Genomic DNA, 15,347 nt, shown 5'->3' on the forward strand with positions numbered 1-15,347 from the left:
CAAAACCCACTACGGTGGCGCCGATTCAATTTTCCTGAGGATCTCGTCGATGCGCGCGCTTCTGGTTTGTTCGACCGCCCTCTTGGTGACCTTGCTCTCCGCCTCTCCCGAGGTCGCCTCGGCCCAGATGAAGCTGTCCCCGAGGGCCACGGCACCCGGCGGCATGGAGACGCGCTATTTCACCTCGATCGACGGGCTGATGGAGGGCAATGCCGACGTGATCCTGAAGGAGACACGGCAGGGCAAGACGGTCACCGCGGCCGTGCTCGATGTATGCTACCCCGTCGCCAAGAACTCGGACCGCAAGGACCGTTTCGTCGTCAATCTCCAGATCGCCGGCCAGACGCTGACCGGCACGACGCAGAGCATCAGTGCGAAGGCGCCGGTCACGGTGAAGCTCACGCGCAAACCGACCGGCGACACTTTCGAGTTCCGCGGCCAGATCGGCATCGGCCAGGCCGTCACCGAAGTGACCTCGCCGGACAATGCCGACCTCAGCGAGAAGGAATTTCTGGACAACCAGACCACCGACGACGGCATCACGCCGCAGCCGAAGGATTTTACCGAAGTCTCACCGGAGGCGATCGCGGTCAAGGTCAAGCTGGATAACGCGACCGATTTCCTGAAGAGCCTCAAGGGCCAGGACGTCGAGGTGACGCTGGCAAGCCTGACCGTCGGCTGCGATGCGCTGCGCGCCGGCGAGCAAACCATCAACATGTCGGTCGATCCGGAGCGCTCGGCCGCACTGCTCGCGAAATTCAAGGCGATGCCGGGCGTCACCGCCGCCGGCTGGACGGTGGGGTTGGCCGAGATGGACCGCACCCTCCGCATCCCCGCCGCCGACTGGCGCGACGGCGACAAGATCAACCGCGACAAGCTCGCCACCGCAATTTCCGGCGTGCTGAGCAAGACGCTCGCGGCCAAGCCCGCCTCGCAGAGCTTCAACGCCGCCAACGGCAAGCTCAAGCTCGTCTTCAAGCGGCCGAACCAGGATTTCCCGGCGCTCGACCTCACCGACACGATCGAGGTCTCGGGTCTCGTCTCCGCCGACAAGCCGGGGACGACCGACAGACTGATGGTCTGGATCGGCAACCCGTCGACCACGACCGCCGACGAGAGCACCGGCGCAAAGCTCAACGTGTCGGATGAGGCGACGGCCGACGAGGAAGGCGACCAGCCCGACGACAATGGCTCGATCGAGGCGCTGGCCAAGGAGTTGAAAGGCCAGCGCTGGGACGCCGACAAATCGGTGTGGAAATAACGGTCAATTCCCGTTGGCGCGGAAGCGCATCGTCTTCGGGCCGATCAGCGTGAGCACGTCGCCCTGGCGCTTCCAGGTCTCGACGGCGGCGAGCGCCGCGACGAGATCGTCATCGGCCTGGGCCCTGGCCGGCGGACAGGACCGATCCTGAATTGGGCCGGGAACGAAGATCACGGTGTTGCCGGCCACTGAGAACTGGCCTTTGCCGCCCTTGCACCAGAGTTCGAGCACGACCTCGCCATTGTCACCGATCTCGAGGTTCGGAATTCGTTTCGAGCCGGGCTGCGGCACGGCCTCCAGCGTCATCTCGGTGCCGAAGGGAAAGCCGTCCTCTGCATGTGCGGTAACCGACATCGACAACACCGCGACCGCCGCACACACCATCTGCTTCAACGACACCATGAGACCTCTCGACCGACCCAATCTGCCGGTCTTCTATAAGACGGCGAAGCCTTTGAGAAGGTTCGTCGATTCAACACACAAAAATCCCCGCGGGACGCCCCCGCGGGGATTTACGTCGAAGCCGGACGTCGCCTGCTACTTCAGGACCATCGCCGTGAAGGGCCAGATATAGGCCTGCAACGTCACGAAAACACCGACGAGGCAGGCCAGCACGATCGAGTGCCAGAACACGAAGCGCAGGATCGTGCCTTCGTGGCCGTACCAATTGGTCGCGGTGGACGCGACGACGATCGATTGCGCATCGATCATCTTGCCCATCACGCCGCCGGACGAGTTCGCCGCCGCCATCAGGATCGGCGACAGGCCGAGCTGCTGGGACGTGATCTTCTGGAGATTGCCGAACAGGATGTTCGACGACGTATCCGATCCGGTCAGCGCCACGCCCAACCAGCCGAGCAGCGTGCCGAAGAAGGGATAGAGCACGCCGGTTGCGGCAAAGGCGAGACCGAGCGTCGCGTCGACGCCGGAGAGGCGCGTCAGCGTTCCGATCGCGAGCATCGCCGAGATCGTGATCAGCGAGATCGCGCAGATCCGGATGGTGCGGCCATATTCAATCAGCAGCCTGACGGGTCCGACGCCCATCAGGAAGCCGGAGATGATCGCCGCGATCAGCATGCCGGAGCCGGTGAAGGACAGATAGGTGAAGCCGAACACCGCCGCCTCCTTGGTCGGCCCTGGCGCAACCGGCGGCATCTTGTTGATCATCTGGTGCAGTTCGGGAACGGCGTAGTTCCAGGTGAAGATCCCGTTCGCCCAGGTCTTGAAGGCACCGTTGCCCCAGATCAGCATCACGACGCAGACGATGATCCACGGCAGCAACGCGCTGAACAGCTCGCTCTGCGTCAGCGGCGTCTTGTCGAGCGGCTTCGCGGTGGTCATTGTCGCCGCCGATTCATCATGCCCGCGCAGCGCCGGCGACAGCCAGAGTTGCTTCGGCTGCCAGACCTTCAGGAACAGGATCAGCGCGCCCATCGAGATCAGCGACGCACCGATGTCGACGATCCATGGATTGACGAAGTTCGAGATCACGAATTGCGGGACCGCGAACGTCACGCCGGTGACGAGGATCGCCGGCCAGACGTCCTTCATGCCCTTCCAGCCCGCGAAGGCCCACACCACCCAGAACGGCACGATCAGCGAGAACAGCGGCAATTGCCGTCCAACCATCGCGCCTAGGATGTAGGGATCAAGCCCGGTGACCGAGGCGAGGCCCTGGATCGGCGTGCCCAGAGCGCCGAAGGCGACCGGCGCGGTGTTGGCGATCAGCGACAGGCCCGAGGCCGCAAGCGGCGAGAAGCCGAGACCGATCAGCACGGCGCCGGTGATCGCAACCGGAGTGCCGAAGCCCGAAGCGCCCTCAAAGAAGGCGCCGAACGAAAATGCGATCAGCAGCAATTGCAACCGCCGATCCTCGGTGACGCCGCCGACCGCGCGCTTCAACAATTCGAACCGCCCGGTCGCCACCGTCACCTGGTAGAGGAAGATGACGTTGAGAACGATCCAGCCGATCGGGAAGAAGCCGGTCACGATGCCGAGGATCGAGGCGCGGATCGACATGTTCACGGGCATGGTGAAAACGAAGATCGTGATCAGGTTGGTCACGATCACGGCGATGATGGCGGCAATGTGGGCCTTAACGCGCCCGCTTGCGATCAGGACCAGCAGCGTGACGACGGGTATCGCCGCCGCAATCGTCGACAGCACAGGACTGTGCAGCGGATCATAGATTTGATTCCACATGGTCTTCCTCCCCCACGCGCCTATGTGGCAGGCCGGCCAGCGTGGACGGCGAACCTGCTTGACGTTGGAAGCGATAACCCCCGAGTTGGACGCGAATTCCTCGAAAGCCGCGGTTCCCGCCTGCTCACAAGCTCGCGAAAATCTGGAGGCCCCCACCCCACGCCGTTGTGCCCATGCTAGAGTTGCAAACCGCGGCTAGCCAACGCAAATTGCAGACTTGCGACTTTAGTCTAAGCGCACCCATTTTCTGCCATGGCCTCAGACGCTTGGCTTTCGGGGGCCACTGTGAATATCCGTCAGGAGATCCCCCTCTGTGAAGAACATCAGCGCCACGCTCGCGACCGTCTGGCGAATCGCCGGCCCGTATTTCCGATCGGAGGACAAATGGGCCGGCCGCGGCCTGCTCGGCGTCGTCGTCGCAATGGAGCTGGCGCTCGTCGCGATCAATGTGCTGCTCAATCAGTGGCAGAACCGGTTCTACAGCGCACTCCAGGCCTACGACCTGAATGAGTTCGTCACACAGGTCTGGATCTTCCTCGGCCTTGCCTTCACCTACGTCGCGGTGGCCGTTTACAAGCTTTACCTGAACCAGTGGCTGCAGATCCGCTGGCGGCGATGGATGACGCAACACTATCTCGGCGAATGGCTCGACGGCGCCACGCATTACCGCATGCAGCTGAAAGGCGACGCCGCCGACAACCCGGACCAGCGTCTTACCGAGGACGTCACCAACTTCGTCGAGCAAACGCTCGTCCTCGGTCTCGGCCTGCTGTCGTCCATCGTGACGCTGGCGTCGTTCATCGTCATCCTCTGGGGTTTGTCCAACAAGGCGCCCCTGCACATCTACGGCACCGATATCGTCATCCCGGGGTTCCTGGTCTGGTGCGCGCTGGCCTACGCGCTCCTGGGTACGGCACTGACGCACTGGATCGGCGCGCCGCTGATCAATCTTTATTTCGAGAAGCAGCGCTACGAGGCCGATTTCCGCTTCAACCTGATCCGCGTGCGTGAAAATTCCGAGCAGATCGCGCTTTTGAAAGGAGAGAACGCGGAGCGAGGTCATCTCCTTCAGCGCTTCGGCTACGTCATCGGCAACTGGTATGCGATCATGAGCCGGACCAAGCGGCTCACCGCTTTCACGGCGAGCTACGGTCAGGCTGCGACGATCTTTCCCTATGTGGTGGTCGCGCCCGCCTACTTCGCCAAGAGCATCCAGCTCGGCGACATGATGCAGACCGGTTCGGCCTTTGGCCAGGTGCAGGATGCGCTGTCCTTCTTCGTCACGGCCTATCGAACGATCGCGGAATGGCGCGCGATCGTCGCACGTCTCGACGGCTTCGAGATGTCGGTCGCGACAGCGGCAAACCTGCCGACGCATGAGGCGACGATCGAACTCAAGACGGCAGGCGGCAGCCGCAATATCGGCCTCGATAAGCTCTGCGTGTATCTCCCCAACGGCACGCCGCTGGTCGCAGCCGACGGCTTCGCCATCCAGGCGCCGGAGCGCGTGCTCGTGACCGGCCCATCGGGCTCCGGCAAGTCGACGCTGTTCCGGGCCATCGCCGGCATCTGGCCGTTCGGCACCGGCACCATCGCCATCCCCGCGCAGGCGAAGCTGATGATGCTGCCGCAACGCCCCTATTTCCCGGTCGGTACGCTCAGTGACGCCGTGATCTATCCCGCAGCACCCGGCGCATTCCAGGCAAGCCAAATCCGTGACGCGGTGATCGCCGTCGGCCTGCCCGACCTCGCCGACAGGCTTAACGAGGACGGCCACTGGAACCGGATCCTGTCGCTCGGCGAGCAGCAGCGCCTCGGGCTCGCCCGCGCGCTGCTGCATGGGCCGGACTATCTTTTCCTGGACGAGGCCACCGCCTCGCTCGACGAGCCGTCCGAGGCGCGGCTCTACCGGCTGCTGGCGGAGAAGCTGCCACAGGCCACCATCGTCTCGATCGGCCATCGCTCGACGCTCGACGCCTTCCACACCCGCAAGGTGGCGATGATGAAGGACGGCGCGATCCATGTGCTGGGCGACGAGCGTGCCGAGGCGGAACCAAGCGCGGCGCGCTGAGGCGTGAGGGCGGCGCCCCTCATTCCGACCTCGTCATTGCGAGCGGAGCGAAGCAATCCAGAGTCTTTCCGCGGTGACAGCCTGGATTGCCTCGCTGCGCTCGCAATGACGGAGTTTGAAGCGCTGGCGCCGTTCTCCCACTCGCACCTTGCGTCGAAGTCCCGCTTGCCATCTCGCACCAGGTCCCGGCGGAGAAACTCAGCACTTGCCCAAAGCAAAAGGGCGGCAGATCGCTCTGCCGCCCCGTTAGTCGTCTCGGGAAGAAACTTATTTCAGGTTGGTCATCGCCGTCAGGTCGAAGGACAGCTTGGCGATACCCGCCGCACCGCACCAGTTGGAGCCGGTACCGCCGGGATTGATCGCGGTGACGTTGGTCGTTCCGCCGGCGGTGTAGTCGCTGGTGAAGGCGCTGCAATTACCCTTGTTCAGGTCGCTGTCGGAGTAACGCAGGTCCAGCGTGAACACCTTGTAGGTGAAGCCGATGCCGATGTTCCAAGTGTTGTAGTCGGCATATTTGATGCCGTTCGGGAACGGGCCGGCGAATCCGGGGTTCGTGAAGCCCGTGCCATAGAACGAGTCGCTCGTACCGAGCCACTGGCGACCAAACTCACCCGACACGTACATGCCGACGCCGCTCGAACCGAAGATGGTGCTCGGCGCGACGTACTTGGCGGTGATCGAGGAATAGTTGCCCCAGGCACCTGTATTCAGGAAGTTCGGCGAGTAGTACTCGTTCACACCAACCGACCAATTGTCGTTGATGGTGTAAGTCACCTTGCCGTAAACTTCGAAGAAGCTGACATCTCGCTTCATGACGTTGCCGTTCGGCAGGAAGTTAGCGGCGCATTCAGCGCTAAGCGGGTTGCCAGCGGTGTCGGTGGCCGCGCCGTTGAAGCAGGTGCCACCCGGATACAGATAACCCCAGACGCCGATATCGAAGGCGAAGGCGCCGAAGGTCGGGCGGATACCGCCGTAGACGTCGACTTCAGCCGCAGCGCGGTTGGCGAAGGAGATGCTCTCCGCGGACACGCCGGCGTACAGCTGGAAGTCCTTGTTGATATTGTAGCGGGGCTCGAAATAAGCGGCGACCGACGGCTTGTGGTTCGACTGGGTCACGCCGCGGAAGATGTAATCGCTCATGATCGCGCCGCCGAAGGCGATATCCCAAGGATCAAACGCGGGCGCCGGAGGAGCTTTCAGAGCCTTCATGGGCATGTCCGCCGCGAAAGCCGAACCCGTCACCATTGCCAGCGCCGTTGCCAACAAAGTCACTTTTTTCATTTCGATCCCCATCACCCGTTCTAAACACCGGTCGAATTCCGGAAGCCCCCGGTGCAACCCGACCTGATTGCAAATTTCGTAACAACCGCAATCTGAATGGGAGGGACTTAACCGAGAAGCAAAAATCGCGAGCATTTGCCGCCTTTTTGGGCGTTCTGACGATTCTACGAAAGGTTGTCAGTCGGTGTTGCTTCTCGATCACATTATTTTCACGCCAAAGCGCACAGAGCCGTCCGGGATACTACGTGGTCCGCCACCCTGTGGCGCGCGTGCTACGAATCAACTGAGTCAAAAAAGAGCAGCCTCCGGCAGCCGTGGCGGCGATGCAAAAAGGCCGCAGCGTCACCGCTGCGGCCTTTTTGTTGGCGATCATGGTCGGGGGATGACCCCAGCCTTCGGCCCAGGCTTGGAGCCTGCCCTTAAGACCTAACCTTGGAGACCTAACCCTGCCCTTCGGCCGGCGTCGGTTCCGCAGAAGACGAAGGCATCGCCCAGCTCGTCTCGACGGCAGGCTCTGGTGCCAGCGCTGCCACTGGAGCTGCCGACTTCGGCGCGGGAGCTGCCTTCGCCTTCTTCGGTGCTGCTGTCTTGGCGACCTTCTTCGGTGCTGCCTTCTTCACGGCCTTCTTGGCCGCAGCCTTCTTGGCCGTCTTCTTGGCGGCCTTTCTCGGAGCAGCTTTCCTGGCCGATTTCTTGGCCGATTTCTTCGCGGACTTCTTGGTCGCCTTCTTCTTCGTCTTCTTCGTCGCCTTCTTCGCCGCTACAACCTTCTTGGCCTTTTTGGCCTTCTTCTTGCTTTTCTTCTTGCTCGCTTTCGCCATCGTGGTCCTCCTGTTGCCGCCGAACAATGGTCGGTCGGGCGCCCTTCCGCCGTCACCTCCGGACGAAAGCTCAGCGCGACGCATTCAATGCCGGCCGCGACCCGCCCGTAGCCCAATCGAGAAGCTCAATCGTGTGTACGACCGGAACTGACGTGCCACTGGCAATCTGCACCATGCAGCCGATATTGCCTGCGGCAATCATGTCCGGCTTGACGCTCGCGATGTTGGCGACCTTGCGATCGCGCAACCGGCCCGCAAGCTCGGGCTGGAGAATGTTGTAGGTCCCCGCCGAACCGCAACACAAATGGCTCTCGGGCACATCTTTCACCACGAATCCATTCTTGGAAAGCAATTCTTTCGGAAGGCCCGTGATTTTCTGCCCGTGCTGCAACGAACACGCAGAGTGATAGGCGACGACAATGTTGTCCTGTCGCGCCGTCGGTTCGAGTCCGAGACCCGCGACGTATTCGGTGATGTCCTTCGCAAGCGCGGACACCTTCGCCGCATCGGCTGCGAACGCGCGGTCCTCGCGTAGCAGATAGCCGTAGTCCTTGATCACCGTGCCGCAGCCGGACGCGGTCACCAGGATGGCGTCGAGCCCCTCGCCGGCCGCCTCCGTACGCCACGCCGTGACGTTGGCGCGAGCGCGCGCCAGCGCGTCATCGTCGTGACCGAGGTGATGGGTGAGCGCGCCGCAGCATTGCTCGTCCCTGACCAGGACGACCTCGATGCCGTGGCGGGTCAGCAGGCTGACGGCGGCCTGGTTGATGCGCGGCGCCAGCACCTGCTGGGCGCAGCCCTGGAGCAGCGCGACCCGGCCGCGCTTCTTGCCGAGCGCTGCGAACACGCTGCCCGGAAGGGCACCGGGCGCCGGCAGCCGCCCCGGGGCCAGTGCCAGCATCGCCTTGAGGCGCTGGATCAGGCCGGGCGTCGCCGACGGCCGCGGGGTCGGCAGAAACACAGCGAAGGGCCGGGCCAGCTGCGCCAGCCGCATGCTGATGCGAAAACGCTGCGGGTCGGGCAGGACGAAGGCCAGCACCTGGCGCAACAGCCGCTCGGCGAGCGGCCGCCGATAACGCTGCTCGATCCTGACCCGGGCCTGGTCGACGAGGTGCATGTAATTCACGCCGGAGGGACAGGTCGTCATGCAGGACAGGCACGACAGGCAGCGATCGACATGTTTGACCACCTCCGCCGTCGGCGCCTGGTCCTTCTCCAGCATCTCCTTGATCAGGTAGATGCGTCCGCGCGGGCTATCGAGTTCGTCACCGAGCAGGACATAGGTCGGGCAGGTGGCGGTGCAGAAACCACAATGGACGCAGGCGCGCAGGATCTTGTCGGCCTCCGCAATGTCGGGGTCGGCAAGCTGCGCGAGTGAGAATTCGGTCTTCATTCAGCAAGCGCCCCGCGTCAGCCGTCCCCGGTTCAAAATGGACTTCGGATCGAAACTGGCGCGGACCCGTTCGCTGAGCGCAGCGATGCCGGACGCTTGCGGATGGAACACGTCGACGCTGCACCTGACGTCTTCGGCCGCCCGGATCAGCGTGGCATGGCCGCCGAACGCATCGGCGCGCTGGCGCACGGCCGGAGCATGCGCGTCGGTCTTCGGCGGCAGCGCCGCCCAGATCAACCCGCCGCCCCAATCGTAGATGACGTCGCCGCCGGTCTCGTGCGCCAATTGCGTCCCGAGAGCGGCGCCCGAGGCGGGCGGGCAGACGATGCGCCACACCGGCCAGGCCCCAAGCGCGCCGCTTGCCACGAACGGCAGAACGTCGCGGATCGCGGCCCACAGCGCGGAGGACGCGGAATCCTCGACAAGGGTTGCGGTTCCAAACGGCGTCAGCAATTCGCGCAACGACCCGGCCCGGTGGCTGGCGGAGGCGGTGATGCCTTCGAGCCGCAGCACGGTCAGCGCCTCGCCCTGGCCCGCAATGTCGCCGAGCCCGTCGGTCTTGGCGCGGAATGCCGAGTTCGGCAGATGCGCCGCGCCGGAGACGTCGAAGGGCGAGCCGAGCGCCGCGGTCATCGCCTTGTTGGCGGCGGCATCGTCGAGCCCGCGCAAGAGCAGCGTCCGCTCGGCTTCGGGCTTCGGCATCACCTTCAGCGTGACCTCAGTCATCACCGACAGCGTGCCCCAGGAGCCCGCCAGCAGCTTGCAGAGATCATAGCCGGTGACGTTCTTCACCACCCTGCCACCGGTTTTGAAGCTATCGCCGAAGCCGGAGACGGCATGTGCCCCCAGGAGATGGTCGCGCGCCCCGCCCGCCTTGATCCGGCGCGGGCCGGCGAGACCGGCCGCGATCATGCCGCCGATGGTGCCTGATACGGGCGTGCCGAGCAGCGGCGCGGTATTCATCGGCTCGAAGGCGAATTGCTGATTCTTGGCATCGATCAGCGACAGCACGTCGGCGAGCGGCGCGCCGGCCTGAAGCGTGACGATCAATTCATTGGGCTCGTAGGAGGTGACGGCATTCAGCGCGGAGACGTCCAGCACGGCATTGGTCGCCATCGCGTGCCCGATGCCGCGCTTGGAGCCATGACCGATGATCTCGAGCGGCTGCTCATTGGCAATCGCCGCGCGCACCACCTCTTCGACGTCTTTGGCGTCTCTGACCCTGAGCGTATCCACGCCTGTAGCGGGTAGCGAAATTTGATCCCAAAATCAAATACAGACACCGAACAGGGAGCGGAATGCGTCAAGCCCCGCATCGGTGATCTCGACGGAGCGCCCCTGCGGTCGACGGCGGATCCAGTCTCGCTGGAACGCCAGCTCAGCGAGCGCCGCCCCTGCCCGCCCGGCCAGATGCGGCCGACGTTCGCTCCAGTCGAGACAGGGCCGGCACAAGACCCGCCGGTGCCGCGCCGTGGTGCGGAGATCTATGCCGTGACTGCCGAGGAACGCCGTCCCCGCTTCAGTGAGTTCGCCAACCTCCTGGTCGAGAACCAGATAATCCCGCTCCCGCAGCGCGTCAGCGAGGGCGACACCGAGTTCGCCCGCGAGATGATCGTAGCAGGTCCGAGCTCGCCGCATCGCGGCATCGATCCGTGACGACGGCCGCGAGCCTAGCGGACCGGTCACGGCAACCGTCATCATCCCCTCCAGGATTTGCGCGACCAGCGGCGTGGCCAGCCGGTACAACCGGCGCGGCCCTCGCCGCTCAACCTTCAGAAGCGCGTGCTGCACCAGCCTGCCGAGATGCCAACTCGCCGTCTGCGGTGTGACACCGGCGACCAGCGCCAGCTCGCCCGCGGTCTGCGCGCGTCCGTCCATCAGTCGCGACAGGATCAGGGCACGGCCAGGATCGGCGATCAGGGCCGCCAGGTCAGCGAGTTCGCGTGCGATGGTCGGCATGACCGGCTCCGGCATGTGACGAAAACCCATGCTGCTTGTCGCACAGGATATCGCCGCAACGTTTCGATCATGATCGAAATGTTCACGACATCGACACTTCGATCACCGGCGAACCCAACGGACGCACCGTCGCGAGATGGTCGCAGCGATCGCGATCGAGACGAAGCAACGGAGATACAGATGGAGCGATCGGCACATGCGCGGCAAGCGCCGCGTGCACATGAAGCGTTCAGCCGCAGGTCGGTGATCGCCATCCTGGCGATCTATCTCTCGCCATGGGCGGCGGCGGCATCTCAGGCACAGGACCAAGGAGCGAAGACAATGAACCATTATGCCACACAGAAATCGATCAGCGAGGCCGTCGACGGCGGCGGCCTGCTCGTCGTCGCACAATGGGAGGCAAAGCCGGGCGAGGCCGACAAGATCGCCGCCATACTCGACCGCTTCCTGCCGGAGGCGCAGCGCGAGGACGGCGTCAAGCTGTTCCTGATCTCGCGGGCTAAGGACAATCCTGCCCAGTTCCTGTTCTACGAACTGTTCCGCGACGAGGCGGCCTTCAAGGCGCATCAGGAAAGCGCGCACTTCAAGACCTACATCGCCGGCGAAGCACTGCCGCTGCTGGCGAAACGGGAGCGCGCGCAGTACGGGCTGCTGTAACAGCCCATGGAGGGAAGCGCTCGCGTCGCAAGCTCTTCCCTGCACGAGATCCTAGAACCGCGGAATATCCGGGAACGCCACTTTACCCGCATGCACATGCATGCGCCCGAGCTCGGCGCAGCGGTGGAGGGTCGGAAACACCTTTCCGGGATTGAGCAACCCTTGCGAGTCGAACGCGCATTTCAGCCGCTGCTGCTGGTTGAGATCGATCTCGGTGAACATGTCGGGCATGAGATCACGCTTCTCGATGCCGACGCCGTGCTCGCCGGTGAGCACGCCGCCGAATTCGACGCAGGCGCGCAGGATGTCGGCGCCGAAGGCTTCGGCGCGCTCGATCTCGCCAGGCTTGTTGGCATCGTAGAGGATCAGTGGATGCAGATTGCCGTCGCCGGCGTGGAACACGTTGGCGCAGCCGAGCTGGTATTTTTCCGAGAGCTCGCGAATCCGCGCCAGCGCCTTCGGCAGCGCGCCACGGGGAATCGTGCCGTCCATGCAGAGATAGTCCGGCGAGATGCGGCCGACAGCAGGGAACGCGGCCTTTCGGCCTGCCCAGAACAGATTGCGCTCGGCCTCTGACGTCGAGATCTGGCAGGTGGTCGAGCCGCAGCCATTTGCGATACTCTCGACGCGCGTGATCAGCTCGTCGACCTCGATCTTGGGACCGTCGAGCTCGATGATGAGCAGCGCCTCGACATCGAGCGGATAGCCGGCATGGACGAAGGCCTCGGCGGCGTGGATCGCGGGCTTGTCCATCATCTCCATGCCGCCGGGAATGATGCCGGCACCGATGATGCGCGCCACGCATTCGCCGGCCGCCTCGACTTGCGCGAAGCCGACCATCAGGGCGCGCGCCGTCTCAGGCTTTTGCAGAATGCGGACCGTGACCTCGGTGATGACGCCGAGCAGGCCTTCCGAGCCGGTGATCACGCCCATGAGGTCGTAGCCGGAATTTTCCGCCGACTTGCCGCCGATGCGCAGGATCTCGCCGCTCATCAGGACAATCTCGCAACCGAGCACGTTGTTGGTGGTCATGCCGTATTTGAGGCAATGCACGCCGCCGGAATTTTCCGCGACATTGCCGCCAATCGAGCAGGCGATCTGTGAGGACGGATCGGGCGCGTAATAAAAGCCGGCATGCGCGACCGCCTGGCTGATCGCGAGATTGGTGACTCCGGGCTCGGTGACGACGGCGCGGTTGTCAAAGTCGATCTCGCGGATGCGCTTGAACTTACTGAGGCCGAGCAGCACGCCGTCCTCCAGCGGCAACGCGCCGCCGGACAGCGACGTGCCGGAGCCGCGCGGCACCACCCTGAGGCCGTGGGCGGCACAATATCTCAGGACGAGCGAGACCTGCTCGGTGGTGTCGGGCAACACCACGACCATCGGCGGCTGCCGATAGGCGGTCAAACCGTCGGACTCATAAGCCCGCATCTCGGCTGCGCTGTCGATCACGCCCTCGCCAGGCACGATTGCGCGCAATGCAGCAACGATCTCCGTGCGGCGCGCGAGCACCGCCTGATCGCTCGCAGGCATCATGATGGCCATATCAGATCCTTCTTGGCATATCCTTCCGGCTCGCGCCGCACAGCCGATTTATCACGGCAAATCAATCACGTCCGACGCGATTTGGGTAGGCGGTCCGAAAGTCGGAGCCACGATCTCGGGCCGAGTTCGCTCTGGGACAAGTCCGAAATCATGAAACCTGTCATGGTTTCGTGGCTTGTCCATGCGGAGCGGGCCGTGCCAAAACCGGCAAGGTTCGACGATCGCCGACCGAATAAGACCCCACCGGGAAAGAGACGAAGAGCACCCTATGAAAAAACTGACTTTTGGCGCGCTGATGATCCTCACCGTCACTGCCACGGCCACCAGCGCGATGGCGCAGGATGCCGCGGCCGGCAAATCGTCGTTCAACAAATGTCTGGCCTGCCATGCGATTGGCGAAGGCGCCAAGAACAAGGTCGGCCCCGAGCTCAACGGCCTGGATGGCCGCCATTCCGGCAGCGCGCCGGACTACAATTATTCGGACGCGAACAAGAATTCCGGCATCACCTGGAACGAGGCGCAGTTCAAGGAATACATCAAGGATCCGAAGGCCAAGATCCCCGGCACCAAGATGGCGTTCGCCGGCATCAAGAACCAGACCGAGATCAACAATCTCTGGACCTATGTCTCGCAGTTCGACAAGGACGGGAAGATCAAGCAGTAAGCGGGTGACCGGCGGTCGCTAATCAGCGGCCGCCTGCGCCAGGGCGATTTGACCGATCATCGTCTCGATCTCCGTCTTCACGAGATCCGGTACCGCGTTCTGCACCATGTGGCCGAGATCGGGCAACACGATCAACTTTGCGTTCGGCACCGCCGCGGCAAACGGGCGCGCGTGGATGTCGGTCTTCACCGTCTTATCAGGCTCGCCGGCGATGATCGTAACGGGCACTCTGATCTCGCCGTAACGCGGAGCCTGCGCGGCCACCGACGCCTTCAACGTCACCAGATCATAGGCATTGGCGATGAATTCGCGCGGGCGCAGCAACAGCGGCGTCGCGGAGTCCTTCACGAAACCGTCCGGCATCGTCTGCGGCAAAAAGACGTTGCGCACGCCGGACTCAGTGACGAAATAGCCTAGCGGCAGCGTGATGGTGTAGGCGAGCAGCGGCCCGATCACCGGCGTTGCGATGATCTCGTTGTAGCGGCCGACACCGCCGGGCCAGGGATGGGTCACGGGCGCCAGCATCACCAGGCCGGCAACGCGGCTTGCGTGATCGAGCGCCAGTCGCGCGCCGAGCGCGCCGCTCCAGGAATGCACGACGAAGATCGCACGATCGACTCCAAGCTTGCCGAGCGCCGCGTCAATCATCCGCGCCTGGATGTCCGGTGTCGAATCCTGCCGGCGCGCGCGCGTGCTCCAGCCATGGCCCGGACGGTCGATCAGGATGACACGATGCTGCTTGGCCAGGAGATCGCCGAGCGGATGCCGCATCACTTCGAGGTTCGAGCTCGCACCGTGCAGCATCACGATCGGCAGGCCCGCATCGCGCGGGCCGATGTCGACGACGTGGAGCACAGCGCCATCAACCTCGATCATCCGGCCCTGGGGCGGAAAGGCGCGTTGCACCGCGAGAACGCCGGCCTGCGTGACCAGCGCCAGCAGCACCAGCGCCGTCACGGCTGACATCATGATCATGGAGAGAGTCCGGGCAATCCAGGGCACATCACAGTTACGGGTTGGGCAGGCGGTAGTTTCGCTCAAGGTGGCTCAGCGCTTCCACCGGAAATGCCGCCCTGTGGATATGTGCATAATTGCCGAACTAAAAAACTCAATGGAATCAATAGTTATATCCGGCACCTACAAGCCCCGGACCAGCTTCATGCAGTCGTCATCGCACCTTCCTTATAATCGCCACGGTCGGTTCCGCCATTGAGATCCGGATGGGGGCCGATCCCTCCTCGCAACCTCAGGGAACGCGGGAAAGACCGGCAGAATTGTCCTGGTTTGAACCGGAGGATTTTTCGATGAGCTTCAGATCGAATGACACCGCAATCGACGAGATCGTCGCGAGTTGCAACGGCGACCTGCGCGGGGCCGTGCGGGCGCTGCTCCTGATCAACGAGCATCTCGAGGCGGAACTGGCAAAGGCTTACGCCGCAGCGGTCGATCATGGTCTTGCGGAACGCGGCGGCAGCGTCCTGCACTAAAGCGAA

The 15,347-nt window shown here is 63.6% G+C and carries 14 protein-coding genes; 5 read left to right on the top strand and 9 right to left on the bottom strand.

Going from position 1 to position 15,347, the window contains the following annotated elements; genetic code table 11:
• The first annotated feature begins 49 nt into the window (after positions 1–49).
• On the top strand, positions 50–1,261 hold the full coding sequence (locus ABIA96_RS03960; RefSeq protein WP_354135734.1) for a hypothetical protein: 1,212 nt from the start codon (positions 50–52) through the stop codon (positions 1,259–1,261).
• Positions 1,262–1,264: 3 nt separating this feature from the next.
• On the opposite strand, the gene ABIA96_RS03965 is transcribed toward ABIA96_RS03960, so the two are convergent.
• Both ABIA96_RS03965 and ABIA96_RS03970 read right to left on the bottom strand, forming a co-directional pair.
• On the bottom strand, positions 1,265–1,663 hold the full coding sequence (locus tag ABIA96_RS03965; protein ID WP_354135735.1) for an META domain-containing protein: 399 nt from the start codon (positions 1,661–1,663) through the stop codon (positions 1,265–1,267).
• Positions 1,664–1,798: 135 nt separating this feature from the next.
• Complete coding sequence (locus ABIA96_RS03970; RefSeq protein WP_354135736.1) at positions 1,799–3,463, bottom strand: L-lactate permease; 1,665 nt, start codon at positions 3,461–3,463, stop codon at positions 1,799–1,801.
• Between the two features lie 313 nt (positions 3,464–3,776).
• Here ABIA96_RS03970 and ABIA96_RS03975 point away from each other — a divergent pair, with 313 nt between their 5' ends.
• The gene (locus ABIA96_RS03975) at positions 3,777–5,534 is read left to right on the top strand and encodes an ABC transporter ATP-binding protein/permease (RefSeq protein ID WP_354135737.1); all 1,758 of its coding nucleotides are present in this window, start codon (positions 3,777–3,779) and stop codon (positions 5,532–5,534) included.
• A 267-nt stretch (positions 5,535–5,801) separates the two neighbouring features.
• On the opposite strand, the gene ABIA96_RS03980 is transcribed toward ABIA96_RS03975, so the two are convergent.
• From ABIA96_RS03980 to ABIA96_RS04000, 5 genes are all read right to left on the bottom strand, one after another.
• The gene (locus tag ABIA96_RS03980) at positions 5,802–6,815 is read right to left on the bottom strand and encodes a TorF family putative porin (RefSeq protein ID WP_354136409.1); all 1,014 of its coding nucleotides are present in this window, start codon (positions 6,813–6,815) and stop codon (positions 5,802–5,804) included.
• A gap of 440 nt (positions 6,816–7,255) precedes the next feature.
• Entirely contained in the window at positions 7,256–7,636 is a 381-nt protein-coding gene (locus ABIA96_RS03985; protein ID WP_354135738.1) for a histone, read from the bottom strand.
• A gap of 70 nt (positions 7,637–7,706) precedes the next feature.
• Positions 7,707–9,029, bottom strand: coding sequence for a glycolate oxidase subunit GlcF (gene glcF, locus ABIA96_RS03990; protein ID WP_354135739.1), 1,323 nt, complete (start codon positions 9,027–9,029; stop codon positions 7,707–7,709).
• Positions 9,030–10,265: an FAD-binding protein gene (locus ABIA96_RS03995; protein ID WP_354135740.1), complete on the bottom strand. Its 1,236-nt coding sequence runs from the start codon at positions 10,263–10,265 to the stop codon at positions 9,030–9,032.
• Positions 10,266–10,298: 33 nt separating this feature from the next.
• A complete protein-coding gene (locus ABIA96_RS04000; protein ID WP_354135741.1) occupies positions 10,299–10,988 on the bottom strand; it encodes an ArsR/SmtB family transcription factor in 690 nt (229 codons plus the stop codon).
• 180 nt (positions 10,989–11,168) lie between these two features.
• On the opposite strand from ABIA96_RS04000, the gene ABIA96_RS04005 reads away from it, so the two are divergent.
• Positions 11,169–11,645, top strand: a complete 477-nt coding sequence (locus ABIA96_RS04005; RefSeq protein WP_354135742.1) for a putative quinol monooxygenase — start codon at positions 11,169–11,171, stop codon at positions 11,643–11,645.
• A gap of 51 nt (positions 11,646–11,696) precedes the next feature.
• Here ABIA96_RS04005 and ABIA96_RS04010 read toward each other — a convergent pair whose 3' ends face one another.
• A complete protein-coding gene (locus ABIA96_RS04010) occupies positions 11,697–13,190 on the bottom strand; it encodes an FAD-linked oxidase C-terminal domain-containing protein (RefSeq protein ID WP_354135743.1) in 1,494 nt (497 codons plus the stop codon).
• A gap of 268 nt (positions 13,191–13,458) precedes the next feature.
• On the opposite strand from ABIA96_RS04010, the gene cycA reads away from it, so the two are divergent.
• Positions 13,459–13,854, top strand: coding sequence for a cytochrome c-550 CycA (gene cycA, locus ABIA96_RS04015; protein ID WP_354135744.1), 396 nt, complete (start codon positions 13,459–13,461; stop codon positions 13,852–13,854).
• Between the two features lie 18 nt (positions 13,855–13,872).
• On the opposite strand, the gene ABIA96_RS04020 is transcribed toward cycA, so the two are convergent.
• Positions 13,873–14,829 carry an alpha/beta fold hydrolase gene (locus tag ABIA96_RS04020; RefSeq protein WP_354135745.1) on the bottom strand — a complete coding sequence of 319 codons (957 nt, stop codon included), beginning with the start codon at positions 14,827–14,829 and terminating at the stop codon, positions 13,873–13,875.
• Between the two features lie 329 nt (positions 14,830–15,158).
• Between ABIA96_RS04020 and ABIA96_RS04025 the strand changes: the two genes are divergently transcribed.
• Entirely contained in the window at positions 15,159–15,341 is a 183-nt protein-coding gene (locus ABIA96_RS04025; RefSeq protein ID WP_354135746.1) for a hypothetical protein, read from the top strand.
• The last annotated feature ends 6 nt before the right edge of the window (positions 15,342–15,347 follow it).

Origin of the sequence: Bradyrhizobium sp. LB11.1, assembly GCF_040549385.1 — a bacterium.
Taxonomy (GTDB): Bacteria; Pseudomonadota; Alphaproteobacteria; order Rhizobiales; family Xanthobacteraceae; genus Bradyrhizobium.

Bases quoted from the DNA above. Each gene is read 5' to 3' on its own strand.
- ABIA96_RS03960 (WP_354135734.1), top strand. From the start codon at position 50: ATGCGCGCGCTTCTGGTTTGTTCGACCGCCCTCTTGGTGACCTTGCTC.
- ABIA96_RS03965 (WP_354135735.1), bottom strand. From the start codon at position 1,663: ATGGTGTCGTTGAAGCAGATGGTGTGTGCGGCGGTCGCGGTGTTGTCG.
- ABIA96_RS03970 (WP_354135736.1), bottom strand. From the start codon at position 3,463: ATGTGGAATCAAATCTATGATCCGCTGCACAGTCCTGTGCTGTCGACG.
- ABIA96_RS03980 (WP_354136409.1), bottom strand. From the start codon at position 6,815: ATGAAAAAAGTGACTTTGTTGGCAACGGCGCTGGCAATGGTGACGGGT.
- ABIA96_RS03985 (WP_354135738.1), bottom strand. From the start codon at position 7,636: ATGGCGAAAGCGAGCAAGAAGAAAAGCAAGAAGAAGGCCAAAAAGGCC.
- glcF (WP_354135739.1), bottom strand. From the start codon at position 9,029: ATGAAGACCGAATTCTCACTCGCGCAGCTTGCCGACCCCGACATTGCG.
- ABIA96_RS04000 (WP_354135741.1), bottom strand. From the start codon at position 10,988: ATGCCGACCATCGCACGCGAACTCGCTGACCTGGCGGCCCTGATCGCC.
- ABIA96_RS04005 (WP_354135742.1), top strand. From the start codon at position 11,169: ATGGAGCGATCGGCACATGCGCGGCAAGCGCCGCGTGCACATGAAGCG.
- ABIA96_RS04010 (WP_354135743.1), bottom strand. From the start codon at position 13,190: ATGGCCATCATGATGCCTGCGAGCGATCAGGCGGTGCTCGCGCGCCGC.
- cycA (WP_354135744.1), top strand. From the start codon at position 13,459: ATGAAAAAACTGACTTTTGGCGCGCTGATGATCCTCACCGTCACTGCC.
- ABIA96_RS04020 (WP_354135745.1), bottom strand. From the start codon at position 14,829: ATGATCATGATGTCAGCCGTGACGGCGCTGGTGCTGCTGGCGCTGGTC.
- ABIA96_RS04025 (WP_354135746.1), top strand. From the start codon at position 15,159: ATGAGCTTCAGATCGAATGACACCGCAATCGACGAGATCGTCGCGAGT.